This window comes from Chryseobacterium sp. MYb7, assembly GCF_002979455.1.
Lineage (GTDB): Bacteria > Bacteroidota > Bacteroidia > Flavobacteriales > Weeksellaceae > Chryseobacterium.
Window position 1 is genome coordinate 1 of sequence record NZ_PCOU01000040.1, and the last position, 18,647, is coordinate 18,647.

The 18,647-nt window shown below is 35.0% G+C and carries 16 protein-coding genes and 1 pseudogene; 9 read left to right on the forward strand and 8 right to left on the reverse strand.

Annotation, left to right across the window (positions count from 1 at the left end):
* Positions 1–254 precede the first annotated feature (254 nt).
* From CQ046_RS21945 to CQ046_RS21975, 7 genes and pseudogenes are all read left to right on the forward strand, one after another.
* Positions 255–1,958: a DEAD/DEAH box helicase gene (locus CQ046_RS21945; protein ID WP_105704314.1), complete on the forward strand. Its 1,704-nt coding sequence runs from the start codon at positions 255–257 to the stop codon at positions 1,956–1,958.
* A 151-nt stretch (positions 1,959–2,109) separates the two neighbouring features.
* A complete protein-coding gene (locus CQ046_RS21950) occupies positions 2,110–2,748 on the forward strand; it encodes a DUF47 domain-containing protein (protein WP_065393534.1) in 639 nt (212 codons plus the stop codon).
* A gap of 13 nt (positions 2,749–2,761) precedes the next feature.
* Positions 2,762–3,904: an inorganic phosphate transporter gene (locus CQ046_RS21955; RefSeq protein ID WP_105704315.1), complete on the forward strand. Its 1,143-nt coding sequence runs from the start codon at positions 2,762–2,764 to the stop codon at positions 3,902–3,904.
* A 102-nt stretch (positions 3,905–4,006) separates the two neighbouring features.
* Complete coding sequence (locus CQ046_RS21960) at positions 4,007–4,978, forward strand: polyprenyl synthetase family protein (RefSeq protein ID WP_047374128.1); 972 nt, start codon at positions 4,007–4,009, stop codon at positions 4,976–4,978.
* A gap of 73 nt (positions 4,979–5,051) precedes the next feature.
* Entirely contained in the window at positions 5,052–6,002 is a 951-nt protein-coding gene (locus tag CQ046_RS21965; RefSeq protein ID WP_105704316.1) for a GSCFA domain-containing protein, read from the forward strand.
* A pseudogene (locus CQ046_RS21970) lies at positions 6,003–6,524 on the forward strand (DUF4269 domain-containing protein).
* Between the two features lie 5 nt (positions 6,525–6,529).
* On the forward strand, positions 6,530–7,291 hold the full coding sequence (locus tag CQ046_RS21975) for a TatD family hydrolase (RefSeq protein WP_105704317.1): 762 nt from the start codon (positions 6,530–6,532) through the stop codon (positions 7,289–7,291).
* Between the two features lie 65 nt (positions 7,292–7,356).
* On the opposite strand, the gene CQ046_RS21980 is transcribed toward CQ046_RS21975, so the two are convergent.
* The 5 genes from CQ046_RS21980 to CQ046_RS22000 form a co-directional block, all read right to left on the reverse strand.
* Positions 7,357–8,661, reverse strand: a complete 1,305-nt coding sequence (locus CQ046_RS21980; RefSeq protein ID WP_105704318.1) for a DEAD/DEAH box helicase — start codon at positions 8,659–8,661, stop codon at positions 7,357–7,359.
* Positions 8,662–8,859: 198 nt separating this feature from the next.
* A complete protein-coding gene (locus tag CQ046_RS21985) occupies positions 8,860–9,351 on the reverse strand; it encodes a DUF6438 domain-containing protein (RefSeq protein ID WP_105704319.1) in 492 nt (163 codons plus the stop codon).
* A gap of 343 nt (positions 9,352–9,694) precedes the next feature.
* Positions 9,695–10,678: a GTPase ObgE gene (obgE, locus tag CQ046_RS21990; RefSeq protein ID WP_105704320.1), complete on the reverse strand. Its 984-nt coding sequence runs from the start codon at positions 10,676–10,678 to the stop codon at positions 9,695–9,697.
* A gap of 61 nt (positions 10,679–10,739) precedes the next feature.
* Entirely contained in the window at positions 10,740–11,318 is a 579-nt protein-coding gene (locus tag CQ046_RS21995) for an adenylate kinase (RefSeq protein WP_047374143.1), read from the reverse strand.
* A gap of 154 nt (positions 11,319–11,472) precedes the next feature.
* Positions 11,473–12,027, reverse strand: a complete 555-nt coding sequence (locus CQ046_RS22000; protein ID WP_105704321.1) for a phosphoribosyltransferase — start codon at positions 12,025–12,027, stop codon at positions 11,473–11,475.
* Positions 12,028–12,423: 396 nt separating this feature from the next.
* Here CQ046_RS22000 and CQ046_RS22005 point away from each other — a divergent pair, with 396 nt between their 5' ends.
* The gene (locus CQ046_RS22005) at positions 12,424–14,013 is read left to right on the forward strand and encodes an ABC-F family ATP-binding cassette domain-containing protein (RefSeq protein WP_105704322.1); all 1,590 of its coding nucleotides are present in this window, start codon (positions 12,424–12,426) and stop codon (positions 14,011–14,013) included.
* Between the two features lie 114 nt (positions 14,014–14,127).
* Here CQ046_RS22005 and CQ046_RS22010 read toward each other — a convergent pair whose 3' ends face one another.
* The 3 genes from CQ046_RS22010 to CQ046_RS22020 all read right to left on the reverse strand — a co-directional run bounded on the left by CQ046_RS22010 (position 14,128) and on the right by CQ046_RS22020 (position 16,359).
* Positions 14,128–14,646, reverse strand: a complete 519-nt coding sequence (locus tag CQ046_RS22010) for a HEAT repeat domain-containing protein (RefSeq protein WP_105704323.1) — start codon at positions 14,644–14,646, stop codon at positions 14,128–14,130.
* Positions 14,647–14,728: 82 nt separating this feature from the next.
* Complete coding sequence (locus CQ046_RS22015; RefSeq protein WP_105704324.1) at positions 14,729–15,661, reverse strand: alpha/beta fold hydrolase; 933 nt, start codon at positions 15,659–15,661, stop codon at positions 14,729–14,731.
* A gap of 92 nt (positions 15,662–15,753) precedes the next feature.
* A complete protein-coding gene (locus tag CQ046_RS22020) occupies positions 15,754–16,359 on the reverse strand; it encodes a hypothetical protein (RefSeq protein ID WP_105704325.1) in 606 nt (201 codons plus the stop codon).
* 927 nt (positions 16,360–17,286) lie between these two features.
* On the opposite strand from CQ046_RS22020, the gene CQ046_RS22025 reads away from it, so the two are divergent.
* Positions 17,287–18,573 carry an adenylosuccinate synthase gene (locus CQ046_RS22025; RefSeq protein WP_105704326.1) on the forward strand — a complete coding sequence of 429 codons (1,287 nt, stop codon included), beginning with the start codon at positions 17,287–17,289 and terminating at the stop codon, positions 18,571–18,573.
* The last annotated feature ends 74 nt before the right edge of the window (positions 18,574–18,647 follow it).

An 18,647-nucleotide genomic window follows, 5' to 3' on the forward strand; every position in this document is an offset into this window, starting at 1 on the left:
CTGGATCGGATTCAATTATTTAGCTTTTATTGTTATTGCTTGTAAAAAATTCATAAAAAGAAAGTCAAGATGAGTTCAATAAAAAAAAACAATGTTTAACAACTTTTTAACCTAAGACTCATTTTTTTGGATTTAATTTTCCAAAAATTAAAAAAAATATTAAAGGATTGTGAATTTAAGTTTGGATATTTAAAAATTTATTCAAAAACAAATCAAATATTTATTGTATCTTTGCAGAAATTTTAAAATAGTTAATGAATTTATTTACGGAAACCAATTTAAGTCCTGATATTCTTAAGGCAATTGGCGAACTGGGCTACGAAAGCCCAACAGAAATCCAAAAACAGACTATCCCTTTTATTCTTTCAGATATTCGCGACTTGATCGCACTTGCGCAGACAGGGACAGGCAAAACAGCAGCGTTTTCGCTTCCGATTTTGGATATGATTGACGATACGAGTCGCAAAATCCAATTATTGGTGCTTTGTCCGACACGGGAATTATGTCTTCAGATTTCGAAGGACATAAAGAATTACTCTAAGTATATGAAAGACATCAAAACTACTGCGGTTTATGGTGGAAGTAGTATTGTAGAGCAGATGAGATCTTTGAAGGATAAACCACAGATTATTGTGGGAACTCCAGGTAGAGTAATTGATCTTATCAACAGAAAAGCATTAGACTTTTCTGCTATTCATTGGTTAGTATTAGACGAAGCTGATGAAATGCTTTCAATGGGATTCAAAGATGAATTAGAAACCATTCTAAGCGAAACTCCGGAAACTAAACAAACTTTCTTATTCTCTGCAACGATGAATAAAGAAGTGGAAAGAATTTCCAAAAATTACCTTACAAAGCCACACCGTATTTCAGTAGGTTCTATCAACGAAGTGAAGAAGAACATTGCTCACGAATACTATGTAGTTGGGTACCGCCAGAAAAAAGAGGCATTGAAGAGATTAATCGATGCAAATCCTAATCAGTATTCTATTATCTTCTGTAGAACGAGAATGGAAACTCAGGAAGTTGCTGATTTCCTGATGCAGAACGGATATGCTGCTGATGCTCTTCACGGTGATCTTTCTCAGGCGCAGAGAGATACGGTAATGAAGAAATTCAGATTGAAAAACATTGATATTCTTGTAGCGACAGACGTTGCAGCAAGAGGATTGGATGTAAACTCTCTGACTCACGTTATTCACTTCTCTTTACCAGATGATCCTGAAGTATTTGTTCACAGAAGTGGAAGAACAGGTAGAGCTGGAAAAGATGGTATTTCTATGGCTTTGATTAAGCCTGAAGAAAGCAGAAAGCTAAAGCAGATTAAATCTACAACAAAAATTGAAATTAACGAAAAATTCATTCCTACAGGTGAAGATATTATCAAAGCTCAGGTAGGAGGTGTATTCGAAAAATTATTGACGGAGCACGAAGATCTTTTCGAGTTTGATGATAGCTTAATTCCTGATCTAAGCAAATTTACCAAAGAAGAATTGGTGCACCAGTTGCTTCAGTTCCAATTGAAAGACCTTGCTCTTTATTATAAAGATAAGCATGATCTTACTGACATGAAACTGAGCAGTAGAGATGATGATTACTCCAGAAGAGATCGTGGACGTGATAGAGACAGCAGAGATCGCGGACGTGACAGAGACAGAGGAGATCGTGGAAGAGACAGAGATCGCGGAGGAAAACCAAGAAGAAAAGATGAAAACATGGTAAGATTCTTCTTTAATCTTGGAAAAAAAGACCAATTGAAGAAGCTTGATGTTTTGGATATTATCAATAAAGCAACTGCTGGCGGAAAAAGCAAGAAAAGAGCTGAAATTGGTGATATTGAAATTCTAGAAAAATTCTCTTTCTTCGAAGTTGAAAAATCGTTTAAAGACAATGTCTTAAGCAGTATTCAATCAATGAAATTTAAAGGAAAAGATATGAGAGCTGAAGTAGCTAACTAATCTCTTCTTATACCATACAAAACCGGCATTAATGCCGGTTTTTTTATTTGATAATCAGTATGTAAGCGAATGTTAACAAAACTTAATGTTATATAGTTTCACGTGCAATCCTTTTTTAGGAAATTTGCACACGAATTATAAATACTAAAAAATGGGAATTGGTAATATTTTCCACGCTTTTCAACCCAAAGATAAAATCTTCTTTGTACTTTTCGAAAAGGTAACTGAAAATCTAGTTGCAATGTCAGAAGAATTCAACGCAGGAATCAAAGATTTCGATCTTAATGACGATTCTATGTTGAAAAAAATGAGCGACTTCGAACACAAGAATGATGAACTTACTCACGAAATTTTCGTAGAATTAGGAAAAAACTTCATTACACCTTTTGACCGTGAAGATATCCACACATTGGCAACAGGACTAGATGATATTGCTGACTATATCTACGCTTCCACAAAATATATTTTCCTTTACAAATCACCTGAGATGAAGGCTTATTCAGACTTCTCTTTATTGATCCACAAAGCATGTCTTGAAATTCAGAATGCTATGAAAAACCTTAAAGGGTTCAAAAATATGGAACAGGTGAAAGAAGCTTGTATTAAGGTGAACTCTATTGAGAATATTGCTGACGATTTGCTTTCCAATTCAATGGTAGAATTATTTGAAACCAATGATGCGATCAACATTATTAAAGTTTCATCTGTATTGAACTACCTTGAAATTGTAACAGACAAAGCAGAAGATGTTGCCAATACAATTGAGAACATCATGATTAAATACGCCTAATACATAGCAAAAAATGGAATTTCCGATTTTACTTATAGTTATTATTGCGCTGGCTCTGATCTTCGATTATATCAATGGTTTCCATGATGCTGCCAACTCAATTGCAACTATAGTTTCTACAAAAGTTTTAACTCCATTCCAGGCTGTACTTTGGGCGGCGCTTTGGAACTTTGCAGCTTTCTTTATTGCTGCTTACATCATTGGAGAATTCAAAATTGGTAATACAATTGCCAAAACAGTTAACGAGAATTTTATCACTCTTGAAGTTATATTTTCCGGCCTTATCGCTGCCATTGCATGGAATCTTTTGACATGGTGGTTCGGGATCCCTTCATCATCATCACATACGCTGATTGGAGGTTTCTTAGGAGCAGCTCTTATGCATGCTTTCATGATGGATTATCATGCTGTGGCTGCAGCTCAGCCAGAGCTTGGGATGTGGGAAACCACTAAAGAAGCTTTCAGCCAGGTAACTCATCAGGGGGTGGTAAAGTTTGATAAAGTTATTCCTATCTTCCTGTTCATCTTCATGGCACCGATTATAGGGATGATTATCTCCATCATTATCACATTGATTATTGTACATCTTTATAAAAAATCAAATCCACACAAAGCAGACAAATCTTTCAAAAGATTGCAGCTGGCTTCATCTGCACTGTTCAGCTTAGGGCACGGTTTGAATGATGCTCAGAAAGTAATGGGTATCATTGGAGCAGCGGTAATTTATTATCACGTTAATATGCTTCAGGATGCGCAGTATTTGAATATTCCTTCTGCAGGACGTTTTGATTATTTTGCACAGCACTATATCTGGGTTCCTTTAGTATCATTTATTGCCATTGCTTTAGGTACAATGAGCGGTGGTTGGAAGATCATCAAAACAATGGGAACGAAGATTACGAAAGTAACTTCATTAGAAGGAGTAAGTGCAGAAACTGCAGGTGCTATTACCTTATTCATCACAGACCACTTTGGTATTCCTGTATCTACTACCCATACGATTACAGGTTCTATCATCGGGGTGGGATTAACGAAAAGAATTTCAGCAGTAAGATGGGGGATCACAGTGAGCTTACTTTGGGCTTGGGTTCTAACCATTCCAATCTCTGCAATAGTAGCAGCAATTACCTATCTTGTAGTAACCTTCGTTTTCTAAAAAAACAAATCATATATTTATATAAACTTTGTCCGTTTGGGCAAAGTTTTTTGTTTTATAAAGCCTTGAAAAATTGTATTTTTGTTCAAATTATAAGATTTTATGGAATTTTTAGACAGATACCAGCAGATTGTTGCAGATGCCATCACTAAATATACTTTTAAAGATAAACCTTCGGAGCTTTATGATCCGATGAATTATATTATTTCCCATGGTGGAAAACGTCTTCGTCCTATCATGGTGCTTATGGCATGCGAAATGTTTGGAGGAGATCTTAAGCAAGCTATCAAACCGGCATTGGCTATCGAATTTTTCCATAATTTCACCCTGATCCATGATGATATTATGGATGAGGCGCCGCTAAGAAGAAATAAGCCTACCATTCATACGTTGCACGGTCTTAACGTAGGTATTCTTTCCGGAGATGGACTGATGTTGAAAGCCTATAAGTTTTTTGAAGATCTTGAGCCTGAAATTTTCAAAGCATGTATCAGAATATTTACCCATACCGGACTTCTGTTATGTGAAGGACAGCAGTATGATATCAATTTTGAAACTCAGAAGGATGTTACTTTTGATGATTATATCAGAATGATTACTTATAAAACCGGAGTTTTGAGTGCTTCCTCTTTTGAAATCGGGGCTTTGATTGCAAGAGCTGATTTTAAAGATGCAAAAGCCATTTTCAATTTCGGAAAACATATTGGAATTGCATTCCAGATTATGGATGATTATCTTGATGTATTCGGAGATCAGGCGCAGTTTGGAAAAAAACATGCCGGAGATATTTACGAAAACAAGAAAACCGTTCTGTATCTGTTAGCAAGAGAACATGCAACAGATGAAGAAAGAAAAGAACTGGATTACTGGTATTCTAAAAAGACTGAAAATGTTGACAAAGTATACGGCGTAGAAAAGATTTTCAGAAGAACAAAAGTGGATGAAAAAGCATTACGTTTGATTGAAAAACATAATGAAATCGGACAAAGCTATCTTCAGAAAATAGACGTTCCGGAAGAAAAGAAAAAACCATTTATCGAACTGGCAAATTATTTGTTGAGAAGAGAAAGTTAATATAGGTAGCAGAGGGTAGGTGGCAGGCAGCAATTTACCTGCAACCTATTCTCTGCAATCTAATCCCTATACAATGAAATTCAGAACAGAAGTTGATATTCCCGCATCAGAAAAGAAGATTGAGATTGAAGATAAAATATTTTCAATAGGATCATGTTTTGCCTCTGAGATGACAGATTTACTGCAAGACGGACAACTTCAGACCCTTAATAACCCTTTTGGGACTATTTTTAACCCTTTTTCCATCAATTATGCGATAAACAGATTACATGATTCTGCATTTTATGAGGAAGAGGAACTAATCACTTACAACGAAGAATATATTTCTCTGGATCACCACACCAGTTTTGATACCCGATATATTCATCAGACCTTAGATAAGATTAATGGAGCTATTGAAGCCGGAAATGCCTTTCTTCAGGAAGCTGACTGGATCATTATCACCTACGGATCCTCATTTATATATGAATTCCTTCCCAAGAAAAAACTGGTGGCCAACTGCCATAAAATTCCGCAGAAGTTTTTTGAGAAAAGACTGCTTTCCCATCAGGAATTAACGAGCTCAATTTACCAGACTATTCTGGATCTTAAAGATATTTGTAAAGAAGGAGTACAGATTCTGTTTACCGTATCACCTGTAAGGCATACAAAGGATGGAATGGTAGAAAATCAGTTAAGCAAATCTAAGCTGATTACGGCAATTCATGAGTCTATTTCCATGTTTGAAGACTGCCATTATCTGCCTGTTTATGAAATTTTGATGGATGATCTTCGGGATTACCGTTTTTACAAAGAAGATATGATTCATCCCAGCACGCAGGCGGTCAATTATATTTTTGAGAAGTTTGGAAAGTCTTATTTTTCAGAAGAAACCCAGGATTTTATCAAAGAAAATTTTAAGATTGTTAAAGCTCTGGAACATAAGACCAGTGATAAGAAAGATCCGAAATTTATAGAATTCAGAGAAAAGCTGGATCAAAGAATTGAAGTGCAGCGTAAAAAGGTAAAACATAAAATATTTTAAATGATCGATTTTACTGAGATTGATTATCTGAAGAACGGAAATGAAAGACAGAAAAAGGCTTACGAAATTCTGACAAAATATCGCATTTTGGAGAAAATGAAGGACTATTCTCCCATTTTAGCAGGAACTGTTCCTATAGAAATTGACATCAAAGGAAGCGATCTGGATATTATTTTCGAAGTAGATTTAAAATATAAACAAGATTTTTTGGATGACTTACTATTTTGTTAGCTCATTTCTAACGATGTAGAAGCAGAATATCCCATTGTAAACGGTGAAAAGTGTATTACCTTAAACTTTATGCTGGAAGGCTTTCCTATCGAAATTTTTGGACAGAATAAGCCCACAACACAGCAGAACGCCTATCTTCATATGGTTGCTGAATACAAAATATTGCAGGAAAAAGGAGAAAAATTTAAACAAAAAATAATAGAACTTAAAAAACAGGGAATAAAGACAGAACCCGCTTTCGGAATGTTGCTGGGACTTGAAAATCCTTACGAAGATCTATTGAAATTTTAAATAAAATGATTGATACACATACACATCTGTACGCAGAAGAATTTGATGAAGACAGAAAAGAAGCTATTCAGAGAGCTTTAGATAAAGGAATTACTGAATTCTATCTTCCCGCCATCGATTCAGAATCTCATGAGAAAATGCTGCAGCTGGAAACAGAATATCCGGGACAGATTTTTTCAATGATGGGATTGCACCCTTGTTATGTAAAACCAGAATCTTGGGAAAAAGAACTTGAAATTGTAAAAAATTACCTTGATCAAAGACACTTTCCTGCAATAGGAGAGATCGGAATTGATTTGTATTGGGATAAGACAACACTTGATATTCAAGTGAAAGCTTTTGAACAACAGATTGACTGGGCGATAGAAAAAGACCTTCCGATCGTAATCCATACAAGAGAAAGCTTTGATGAAACATTCGAGGTATTGGAAAGAAAAAAACATCCGAAACTAAGAGGAATCTTCCATTGTTTTTCCGGAAACCTGGAACAGGCACAGCATGCTATCGACCTTAATTTTATTCTAGGAATCGGTGGAGTAGTAACCTTTAAAAATGGGAAAATAGATCAGTTTCTGAACGAGATTCCTTTGGATAAAATTGTTCTGGAAACAGATTCTCCTTATTTAGCTCCGGTTCCCCACAGAGGGAAAAGAAATGAAAGCTCATATCTTGATCTCATAGCCGGAAAGCTTGTGAATATCTATGGAAAAGATTTTTCTGAGATAGACCGAATTACAACAGAAAATGCAAAGAATCTTTTTAGGTAATAAAACTTTAATTTTAAAATAAAAAAACAAACCCCTTTCCAACATTTGAAAAGGGGTTTGTTTTTTTATTTCTTTCTTGTGAAGTTCTTATTTTTAGGCTTTTTAAATCCTACCGAAGCGCCCGCAGAAGTTTTTTTACGGTTGTTATTCGGCCTTGAGTTATTATTGCTGCCTGTTTTAGGTTTCTCACCACCTGCATTAAAAGGTTTGTTATTAGAATCCCTTTTCTGAGCAACAAGATTGTCCGTGTGGAAAGGATGCTCTTTGATAACATCTATTTTCTTCCCGATCAGTTTTTCCGTATTCTTTAGGTTTAAAAGATCGAGTCCGTCAACAAAAGAGATAGAATTACCTTCAGCTCCGGCTCTTCCTGTTCTTCCGATTCTGTGTACATACGTTTCAGAAACATCGGAAAGCTCAAAATTGATCACAAATTTTAGTTCATCAATGTCAATTCCTCGTGCTGCAATATCTGTGGCAACAAGAATTCTTGTTTTTCCAGACTTGAAATTATTCAAAGCATTTTGTCTCGCATTCTGAGATTTATTACCGTGAATAGCTTCTGCAGAAATATTGTCTTTCTGAAGTTTTCTGGCAATTTTATCAGCACCATGTTTCGTCCTTGAAAATACCAGTACCGAATCTGAAATATCATTTTCAAGAATGTGGGTCAACAGATCCAGTTTATTTTCTTTTTCAACAAAATAAACGGATTGTTTGATGGTATCTGCGGTAGAAGAAACAGGAGTTACCTCTACTTTTACAGGGTTATTAAGGATAGAGTTAGCCAGCTTTTGAATTTCGGTTGGCATTGTTGCTGAGAAAAATAAAGTCTGTCTTCTCTGGGGTAAAAGTTTAATGATTCTTTTTACATCATGTACAAAGCCCATATCCAGCATTCTGTCTGCCTCATCAAGAACAAAGATCTCAAGATTTTTCAGGCTGATGATTCCCTGTGCGATAAAGTCAAGAAGTCTTCCCGGTGTTGCTACCAGAATATCAACTCCTTTTCTCAAAGCAGCTTCCTGGTTTCCTTGTTTTACGCCTCCGAAAATAACAAGCTGTTTTAATGGAAGATATTTACCGTAGGCATTAATATTTTCCTCAATCTGAATAGCCAGTTCTCTGGTTGGAGTAAGGATTAACGCTTTTATATGTTTATTGGGAATTTTATTTTTGGATAAATTCTGTAGAATAGGGATGGAAAAAGCAGCAGTCTTTCCTGTTCCTGTCTGCGCACAACCTAAAAAGTCTCTGCCTTCCAGAATATCAGGAATAGATCTTTCCTGGATAGGAGTAGGAGTCGTATATCCCTGCTCCTGGATTGCTTTTGCAATAGGTTCTATTAAGTTTAAGTCTGTAAAATTCAAATGAATTATTTTAAAATTTAAATAAAAATTCCTTCAGTCTGAAAGAATTACATTCTGCAAAGGTAGTTTAAAAAAAATTAAGAATTTTTTATCTCTTTTTTTGGCTTGCTGATCATAAAAATAGATGGCCGTCCGGATATGAGCAGCCATCTTTTATTGTAAAAACTTATTTTGAATTCAAAAAAAAGTAAATATAATCTACTTTACTTTAGCCCACTGTTGATTCTTTCTTAAATTCTCAAAAAACTGATACACCTCCGAAAGCTTTTCGCTTCCACGTTTTCCATAGTCTTCCACATTTTTTGACGTTCCGTCAGCTAATTTTATTCTTAAATAAGAGGTGGGAAGATCAGTAATATTGTGTTCTCCATATTTATCATGTAAGCTTTTTACATTTAACCCATCAAGCAAACTGATCAGTTTATTATAATCCTCTTCTTTAATTGTTCCTTTGAAAGTTCCTTCACGAGGCTTCGAAAACTCATCTTTAGAAGGTTTATCATTAAAATTAAAGTGTTCTGCTTCAAAAACCGCAGTTCTGTCCGGATTGATTGTCATTTTAAAAACAGGGCAGAATCCAAAGCAGGGAGTTGCTTCATATTCAATTGTAGTATATTTTGAGTTTACTTTTTGAGAAGTTGTACAGGATGTCAAAAACATAAATGCACAAATGGCCAGCAAATATTTCATAGTTTTTTCAATTTAAAAAGTTTTTCCAATAATTGTTCCAAAAGTCTTCATCTTACTATGTTTTTATGTTAAATATAAAAAAGGAAAATTGTTTAACCCTTTGTTTTTTTGAACCATTAAGATTATATTAAGGTGTTAATAATATGAAGATAAGCTTCGCTTTATGCTTAAGAAATCAGAATGATTTATCTTAACTATACTTTATTTCTTACATCCTTCTTAATGGTTTAAAATATTGAGTGGAAGAAATTGTATAAATAAAAACAGCCTCAGAGTAAATCTGAGACTGTTTTTTTATGATGCAGTTCTATTTTCAAAATAAAACTGATAAATCAATGTATTTCTATCCGTGCAATTGTTTCCAGATCGCATCTTTCAGCTCCATAAGACCTTCTCCGGTAACACCTGAGAAGAACAGAGGCTGTTTGTTTTCCGGGAACTCTGCTGCAATTTCCTTCTTCAGCTCATCATCCAAAAGGTCAGATTTTGAAACGGAAACAATGAAATCCTTATCCAACAATTCAGGATTGTATTCTTTTAATTCATTCTCAAGAATTTTAAACTCCTGGAAATGATTTTCAGAATCAGCCGGAATTAAAAATAAAAGGATAGAGTTTCTTTCAATATGTCTCAGGAATCTGTGTCCTAAGCCTTTTCCTTCTGCGGCTCCTTCAATAATCCCAGGAATATCAGCCATTACGAAAGATTTGTAATTTCTGTAATCCACGATTCCAAGGTTAGGAGTCAAAGTGGTAAAAGCGTAATTGGCAATTTTTGGTTTTGCCGCGGAAACAGACGCTAAAAGTGTAGATTTTCCAGCATTTGGAAACCCAACAAGTCCTACATCCGCCAAAATTTTAAGTTCGAAGACCACATAGCCTTCCTCACCATCCATTCCGGGTTGTGCATATCTTGGAGTCTGGTTGGTAGAGGATTTGAAATGTTCGTTTCCTTTTCCACCTTTTCCTCCCTGCATCAAAATGATTTCCTGTTTGTCTTCAAGGATTTCTCCGATAATTTCGCCATCTTCATTTTTAGCGATAGTCCCAATAGGAACATCGATATAAATATCAGAACCGTCAGCTCCGGTCAGCTGGTTTTTCGCTCCGTTTTCACCTCGTTCTGCTTTTATGTGACGGGTGTATCGAAGGGGAAGCAAAGTCCATTCGTTAGCATTTCCTCTCATAATGACGTGTCCGCCACGACCTCCGTCACCTCCGTCAGGACCGCCTTTAGGAATATACTTTTCACGGCGAAGGTGGGCAGAACCAGCACCTCCGTGTCCGCTTTTACAATGGATCTTTACGTAATCTACAAAGTTAGACATATAGTTTGTGTTGCAAGTTACAGGCTACGGGACGAAATTTTATCCCGTGCCCATATCCCGATTATTTAATTTTCTCTACCTCAGCGAAAAGTTTTTGGGAAATCTCATCAATTTCTCCAACACCGTTTACCTCTACATATTTACCCTGCTGCTTATAAAGCTCGGCAACTTCTGCTGTTTTAGTATAATATTCTTTAATTCTGTTTTCGATGATCTCTACATTGCTGTCGTCTGATCTTCCGCTGGTTTCTCCTCTTTTCAGAAGTCTTTCAACCAAAATTTTGTCCTCTACTACCAATGAAAGACAGATATCAATATCGTCATTCAATACTTCTTTAACGATTGTTTCCAAAGCTTCTGTCTGAGCAGTTGTTCTTGGATATCCGTCAAAAATAAAACCGTTGGTATCAGTAGGTTTTTTGATCTCGTCGATCAGCATATCTGTTGTTACCTGATCCGGAACCAATTCTCCCTTATCGATGTATGACTTAGCCAGTTTTCCAAGTTCAGTGTCATTTTTCATATTGTATCTGAAAAGATCACCTGTTGAAACCTGTTTTAAATTGAATTTCTCGATTAGATTCTGAGCTTGTGTTCCTTTTCCACTTCCTGGAGGGCCGAACAGAACAATGTTTATCATAATGTTGATACGCTTCCGGCAATGGGCATTTTTGCTTCTGGCTCGTGGCTTTTGGCGGCTTGCTTTTTTGCTTTCAGCTTTTTTAAGTTATTATTAAATTTATTTCTTTAGATAATTTTTAAGCTAAAAGCTATCAGCTAATAGCCAACAGCGTTTAATGGTTGATTTGTCCGTCTTCCAACTGGTATAAATTCGGTAGGTTTCTTCCTAACTCATCATAATCCAGTCCGTATCCAAGTACAAATTTGTTTGGAATTTCTTTTCCAATGTAATCCAGTTTGAAATCTTTCTTGTAAATCTCAGGTTTCAATAAGAAACTAGCCAGTTTTACAGATTTAGGACGTTGTGTTTCCTTAAAATATTTGAAAAGACTTTCAACCGTATTTCCTGTATCTACAATATCTTCTACAAGAATAATGTGACGGTCTTTCACTTCTTTAGTAAGCTCCATTTTCTGATAAACAATCCCTGTAGATTCTGTTCCTACATAAGAACTCATTTGAATGAAGGCAATTTCGCATTCCCCTGGGTAATATTTTAAAAGATCTGAGAAGAACATCACCACTCCATTTAATACACCAATGAAAACAGGAACCTCATCCTTGTAATCTTCATAAATTCTTAACGCTGTCTCTTTTACAATTTCCTGAATTTCGGCATCCTTTAAATAAGGAACGAAAGTTTTGTCGTGAACTTTAATGCTTTCCATAAAATTTTTAGTAGTTCGCAAAGTTACGGATTTTTGATTAAAATACTTTCCTGTTTTTATCAGTTTGAAAGTTTATTGGTTTTGTAGCGGTAGAATTGAATAGGATGATGAAGCCTGTTTAAATAATAATAAGTAGAGGCTCTTTACCAGATAGAATGATATAGCCTCAAAATAGAATTCCGGAAATGATTAAAAATAAACAGGTGTTTGAAATGGGACAGAAGAAAAGGATGATAAATGTCTTGATTATTAATGAAAAATGAATATTCCGAAAAATGAGTATCTTTGTTCTTTCAAAACCCAACAATACAGACATGTAGGATATCATTTCTTTCAGATTCAATAAAAAGGCAACAAAGATGTTGCTGGTGTTCAACAATTATTAAGAAAGAAATCATGATTTTACTGCAAAATATATCCTTTGGGTTTCCGGGAGGAAATCTTCTATTTAATCATATCAATTTAACAATACAGTCTTCCATCAAATCTGCTTTGGTGGGAAGCAACGGCATGGGAAAATCGACCCTGCTGAAAATAATTGCGGGCGAAATACAACCCTTAAACGGCTCTATCAATATTCAGGGTGATATTTTTTATGTACCCCAAATGTTCGGAAATTGTAATCACCTTACCATCGCTGAATGTCTTAAAATAGATCAGAAACTAAATGCTCTTCAAAAAATTACGAATGGAGAAGTGGATGAAATTTATTTTGAAATGCTCAACGATGACTGGGATATTGAAGAACGATCTCATCAAGCTCTGGAACATTGGGGACTCGAGAATTTTGAATTAACCCAAAAACTGGAAGGCTTGAGCGGCGGTCAAAAGACCAAAGTTTTTCTTGCCGGAATTCAGATTAACCAGCCTGATATTATCATCCTGGATGAACCTACCAATCATCTGGATCTTGATGGAAGGAAGCTGCTGTATGATCTTATTGATAAAACGAATTCAACAGTGGTTATCGTAAGCCACGACCGTACTTTACTCAATCTTGTTGATACAATATTTGAGTTAAGTAATCAGGGAATTGCAACCTATGGTGGGAATTACGATTTCTATGCAGAACAAAAAGAAATAGAAGGGGAAGCTTTACAAAATGACATTCACTCAAAAGAACGGGCTTTGAAAAAAGCAAAAGAAAAGGAAAGAGAAACACTGGAACGAAAACAAAAGCTGGATTCAAGAGGTAAAGGGAAGCAGGAAAAATCCGGTGTAGCGAGAATTATGATAAATACCCTTCGGAATAATGCTGAGAAAAATACTTCAAAACTGAAAAGTGTACACGCTGAGAAAATCAGCGGAATTTCAGGTGATCTGAGAGATTTGCGTTCCTCTTTAAAGAATTCTGATCAGATGAAAGTCAATTTTAATGATTCCAATCTGCATTCAGGGAAAATTCTTGTCGCTGCTGAGAATATTAATTTCACTTATGGAAAGGGAAGACTCTGGAAAGAAAATATCAGTTTTGAATTGCGGAGCGGAGATCGAATTTCAGTGAAAGGGCCAAACGGTTCCGGGAAAACAACGTTAATCAAGCTTTTGTTGGGAAACATTGAACCTTCAGAAGGGAAAGTAAACAGGGCAGCATTCAACAGCATTTACATTGATCAGGAATATTCTATGATTGATCATGAATCAACACTTTATGATTTTGTTCAGACTTTCAATGACAGTGCATTACAGGAATCCGAAGTGAAGACATTACTATCCAGATTTCTATTTGGAAAAGATACATGGGATAAAAAATGCGGAGTTCTGAGTGGTGGTGAACGTTTGCGACTGCTTTTCTGTGGACTTTCCGTCAGCAATAAAGCTCCGGATATGATCATCCTCGATGAACCAACCAATAACTTAGATCTTCAGAATGTAGAAATTCTCACTAATTCTATCAAAGATTATCATGGAACTCTTTTAGTCATTTCCCATGATGAAGTTTTCCTGAACGAGATTGGGGTGAGTAATGAGGTTTTATTGGAATAAGGACTATATTCATACTTTACATATAAACAAAATTCCATCGGCTTTAGCCAAAACCTATCATAAAAAATCCCGGAAATCAATTTCCGGGATTTTATTTTCTATGAATTAAAAAGATTATTTCTTCGTTTTCTTAATCGCATCCAGATAAATCTTTTTGATACTGTTTTTCTCTTCCTTCTCACAAATGTCTTCAAGAGTAGGAAACAGATTTGTATTATGCTTAGTCTTCAACTTTAAAATTTCACCCAATGCAAATGCTGCACTCCAGCGTACTACAGTTCCTTCATGTTCTGTATTAGTTAACAGATTGGTGATGGCTTTATCCAGATTTTCTGTGAATAAATGTGCGGTATTGCCAATTACTTTGGCGCTTTCCCATTTTATTCGTGGTGCTTTTTCAGTAAGGGTTTTGGAAACAAATGAAAATACGGTTTCATCTGCAAGATTGGGGTTCTGTTTTGTAGCATATTCCAAGGCTTCAATGCAGGTTGCTTTTACAGGATCTTTTGATTTTTTAGCGAAAGCAATCAGTTCATCTGTCGGTAAAGAAGCATCAATGACCCATTTGCTGATGATGTCTACCTTTTCCTTTGATTTTACTGCCTTGTCTTTTATAAGTTCTTCTATAGTCACGGTGATTGGTTTTGTTTTTTCAGTGCTCTAAAATAGTAATTCCTTTGATTAGTTGATAAAATATACACAGTCAGCGAACTTCTTAATTTTCTAAAATCCAATTATAAATTCCATTCAAAACTTCCTCTCTTATTTCTTCATTCAGAATCTCATGGCGCATCTCCGGATAGATGTTTACGTCTACATGCTGGAAACCGTCAGCTTTTAAGTTGTTGACAGTTTGCATCACACCTTTTCCAAAATCACCAATCGGATCATTCTGCCCGCTTACAAATAAAAATGAAAAGGATTTGGAAATAGATGAAGCCCAGTTTCTCGCTGTAGCTTTTTTATAAATGGTAAATAAAGTATAAAAAGCATTGTGAGTGAATGGAATTCCGCAAAGTTCATCCTGCTCAAAAGCTTTTCTGTTTTTTGTATTGACACTCAGCCAGCTGGTATCACTGAAATCTTTATCCTTTTTAAAATATTTGTTATTGACACTCGTAAAAACAGAATTCAAGAAAGTACGATGACGGGGAGCGATGGTATTGGTTAATGATAAATAACCTCTCAATACATCTATTCCCGGCAAAGGCCCACCAGTTCCTGTAATGATAGCTCCTGAGAATTTACTGCTTGCCTTTTGAAGAAGACAGCGCGTAATAAAAGATCCCATAGAATGTCCCAAAATAAAATGAGGAACATCCGGGTATTGTTCAGCAAGATGATCTGCCATCATCTCTGCATCAGAAACAAGCCTTTCGTCCGGTTTTTCAATCTGGAAGAAACCAATATCTTTCTTCTCTTTTACAGATTTTCCGTGTCCCAAATGATCATACGTCAATACAGCAATTCCATGATTGGCAAAATATTCTGCAATTTCTGAATATCTGCCACTGTGTTCCTGCATTCCGTGAACGATTTGTAAGGTGGCTTTCACAGAAGTTGCTTCCGGATAAAATAAAGTGTAAAAGAGTTGGGGTTGATCGTCTGTGGTTGCAGGTAGGTATTCTGATTTTTGTAGTGAGCTCATTGGGTAGGGTTTTGGGAGGATGATTAAAGATATGTTTTTGCAAACTCTAAACCTAACAGGTTTTTAAAACCTGTTAGGCTTGATGATGATAATTATTTAGTTTCTGATAATGTCCAATCAAAATACATATTTGTGTCAATAAGATCAACAAGAAGATCTTCTAATTTTTCACAAAAATGTCTCTCTAATATTAGTGGAGGTTGTTTTAGAGCTTTTTCCAACTGCTCTTTAGTATAATAATAACTCTCTGGATTATTACTATCATAAAGAGAAGAATTATAAATTTTATGTTTTAATAAAATATTTACTAATTCCTCAAGTATTAATTCTCCAATACCCATTATTTCCTCCCAATAATCATCAACCTCATTGATTATTAAATTATATTTACCATTCCAAATATCATAATCTTTATAATATATTCTTATTAATCTTTCCTTATTTAATTTATTAATTACTTCAATAAGAGCTTGTTTTATACCTGTAGCACTTCCATATTCAATTATTCTTCCATCTTTCTTTACAAGAACTATTGGACCTTGTCCCACAAGTTTCACCTTTTTATCCTTTGCCTGGTAACCAAAAACGAAGAGGTCATCATGATCTTCTGTATAACTAACTTCAACATGATCTCCAGCATTATTTAATACATATTCTTTGGCAATTTTTAAAAATTCATTTTTGGAGTTTTCTTGCATTTTTATTTTAAGTATTTTTTGTGAAGATTATTTAAGAAGTTTTTGCGGTTGAAGTTTTTTATGAAGCCTGATTTTTCTCCTTTTATTAATTCATTTTTTAAAATTACTAGAGCATTCTTTTTCATTATGACATTGTTGTTTAGTTTATCAATTTTCTAATAAATTCTAACATTTCTTTCAATTTCTTTTTTTTATTGGGAGTAATTTTTCAGGTACTTTTTTATAAGCGGAAAAAGCTTTCATTCTTATATCACGATCAGGTTGAGTATCCATTTTTCTCAAAAAATGATTTTGGAAATAATCATCGTAAATCTCTCCTATTTCAGAAATATAACTTTCTACCAAAGCTTCTAATTCTTGATTAAAATATATTCTGTTGTCAACAAAATGATTTGTGAAATTTTTATGAGCTTCTAAGAATTCCTGTTGGTGATTATCTTCATTCTGAGTAGTAGTAATGTTTTCAGGGATAAACTTTGCCGGAGAAATATATTGATTAATTTTACTGACAGTTTTATTAAGTAATTTATAGCTTTCTTCAAGAACTAAAAATCGTTTTTCATGTAACTTAGTGAATTTAAAATTCTCTTTAGATTTTAGAAAATTTATTTCTGCTTGAAAATTCGCAATTTCAATAGAATGTTCTTTTTTTAAGTTCTCAAGCTTTTCGTCAAACGTACTTTTACATTTCCTTTAATTTTTTCAGTTAAATATAATGTAATCAGCGTACCTAAAGTTGTTGGTAGTATAGAGTATAAAAGTATTTCCATATTTAAAGTTAGATTAATTCAAATATAAAAATAAATGTTAGCAATAAAATACTTTAACCCCACAATTTCCATCCACCCAAAAATAAAATCCATCACAAATTTGCTCACCCAATTTTTTAAAAGTAATTTTGCACGAATCTAAAAACAAAAGTAAAATATGTCAACTTATGTAGTTGTAGGTCTTCAGTACGGAGATGAAGGCAAAGGAAAAATCACGGATGTTTTATCAGCAAAATCGGACTATGTAGTACGTTTCCAGGGTGGAGACAACGCTGGTCACACGGTTTATGTAGGTGATGAAAAATTCGTTCTACACCTTCTTCCTTCAGGAGTTCTTCAATGCAAAGGGAAATGTATCATTGCGAATGGAGTAGTGGTAAACCCTAAATCTTTTATTAAAGAAGTGGGTCAGATCGAGAGCAAAGGCTTGAGGTCAGATCACATCTTTATCAGCAGAAGAGCGCATGTGATCATGCCTTACCACATCCTTTTGGATACTTACCGTGAAGAGGAGCACGGAGGAACTCAGATCGGAACTACCAAAAAAGGAATCGGACCTTGTTATGAAGATAAAATTGCAAGAATCGGGATCAGAATGGTAGACCTTTTAAATCCTGAGATTTTAAGAGACAAAATCGAGAAAAACTTAAAAGTTAAGAACTCTCTTTTTGAAAAATATTACGGAAAACCAACGTTAGACGTTGAAGAAATCTACAACGAATATTTAGCAATCGGAAAGCAACTTCAGGACAGAATTGTTGATACTGAATTAGAGTTGAACGAGGCTATCAGAGATGGTAAAAACGTATTGTTCGAAGGTGCTCAGGCTTTAATGCTTGATATTGACTTCGGAACTTATCCATACGTAACTTCATCTTCTCCATCTACAGGAGGTGTTTGTTCAGGAGCTGGTGTACCGCCAACTTCACTTCAAAACCTTATTGGAGTAGCAAAAGCGTACTGTACAAGAGTAGGAAACGGACCTTTCCCTTCGGAATTAGATAACGAACTGGGTGAGAAAATCAGACAGATCGGTGGTGAGTTCGGTGCTACTACAGGAAGACCAAGAAGAACAGGTTGGTTAGACCTTGTTTCTTTGAAGCATGCTTGTATGATTAACGGAATCAACAATCTAGTGATCACGAAGCTTGACGTTCTTACAGGAATTGAAAACCTGAAAGTAGTAACTCATTACAAAACTGAAGATGGAAAAATCATTGATTATTTCACTTCTTCAACAGAAAAATTATACAACTACGAACCAATCTATCAGGATTTACCAGGTTGGAGCGAAGATATTACAAAAGCAAGAAGCTATGATGAGCTTCCTGACACTGCTCAGAAATACATCGAGTTTATTGAGAAATACTTAGGAATCAATGTATACTTAGTTTCTGTAGGTCCTGAAAGAAGTCAGAACATCATCAGAAAAGAATTATTCTAAATATTCTTACATAAAATAACAGAGAGACTATCGTTGGATGGTCTCTTTTTTTTGTTTAAAAATTTTTCTTTTAA

Coding starts and splice junctions, on each gene's coding strand:
- CQ046_RS21945 (WP_105704314.1), top strand. CDS start 255: ATGAATTTATTTACGGAAACCAATTTAAGTCCTGATATTCTTAAGGCA.
- CQ046_RS21950 (WP_065393534.1), top strand. CDS start 2,110: ATGGGAATTGGTAATATTTTCCACGCTTTTCAACCCAAAGATAAAATC.
- CQ046_RS21955 (WP_105704315.1), top strand. CDS start 2,762: ATGGAATTTCCGATTTTACTTATAGTTATTATTGCGCTGGCTCTGATC.
- CQ046_RS21960 (WP_047374128.1), top strand. CDS start 4,007: ATGGAATTTTTAGACAGATACCAGCAGATTGTTGCAGATGCCATCACT.
- CQ046_RS21965 (WP_105704316.1), top strand. CDS start 5,052: ATGAAATTCAGAACAGAAGTTGATATTCCCGCATCAGAAAAGAAGATT.
- CQ046_RS21975 (WP_105704317.1), top strand. CDS start 6,530: ATGATTGATACACATACACATCTGTACGCAGAAGAATTTGATGAAGAC.
- CQ046_RS21985 (WP_105704319.1), bottom strand. CDS start 9,351: ATGAAATATTTGCTGGCCATTTGTGCATTTATGTTTTTGACATCCTGT.
- obgE (WP_105704320.1), bottom strand. CDS start 10,678: ATGTCTAACTTTGTAGATTACGTAAAGATCCATTGTAAAAGCGGACAC.
- CQ046_RS21995 (WP_047374143.1), bottom strand. CDS start 11,318: ATGATAAACATTGTTCTGTTCGGCCCTCCAGGAAGTGGAAAAGGAACA.
- CQ046_RS22000 (WP_105704321.1), bottom strand. CDS start 12,027: ATGGAAAGCATTAAAGTTCACGACAAAACTTTCGTTCCTTATTTAAAG.
- CQ046_RS22005 (WP_105704322.1), top strand. CDS start 12,424: ATGATTTTACTGCAAAATATATCCTTTGGGTTTCCGGGAGGAAATCTT.
- CQ046_RS22015 (WP_105704324.1), bottom strand. CDS start 15,661: ATGAGCTCACTACAAAAATCAGAATACCTACCTGCAACCACAGACGAT.
- CQ046_RS22020 (WP_105704325.1), bottom strand. CDS start 16,359: ATGCAAGAAAACTCCAAAAATGAATTTTTAAAAATTGCCAAAGAATAT.
- CQ046_RS22025 (WP_105704326.1), top strand. CDS start 17,287: ATGTCAACTTATGTAGTTGTAGGTCTTCAGTACGGAGATGAAGGCAAA.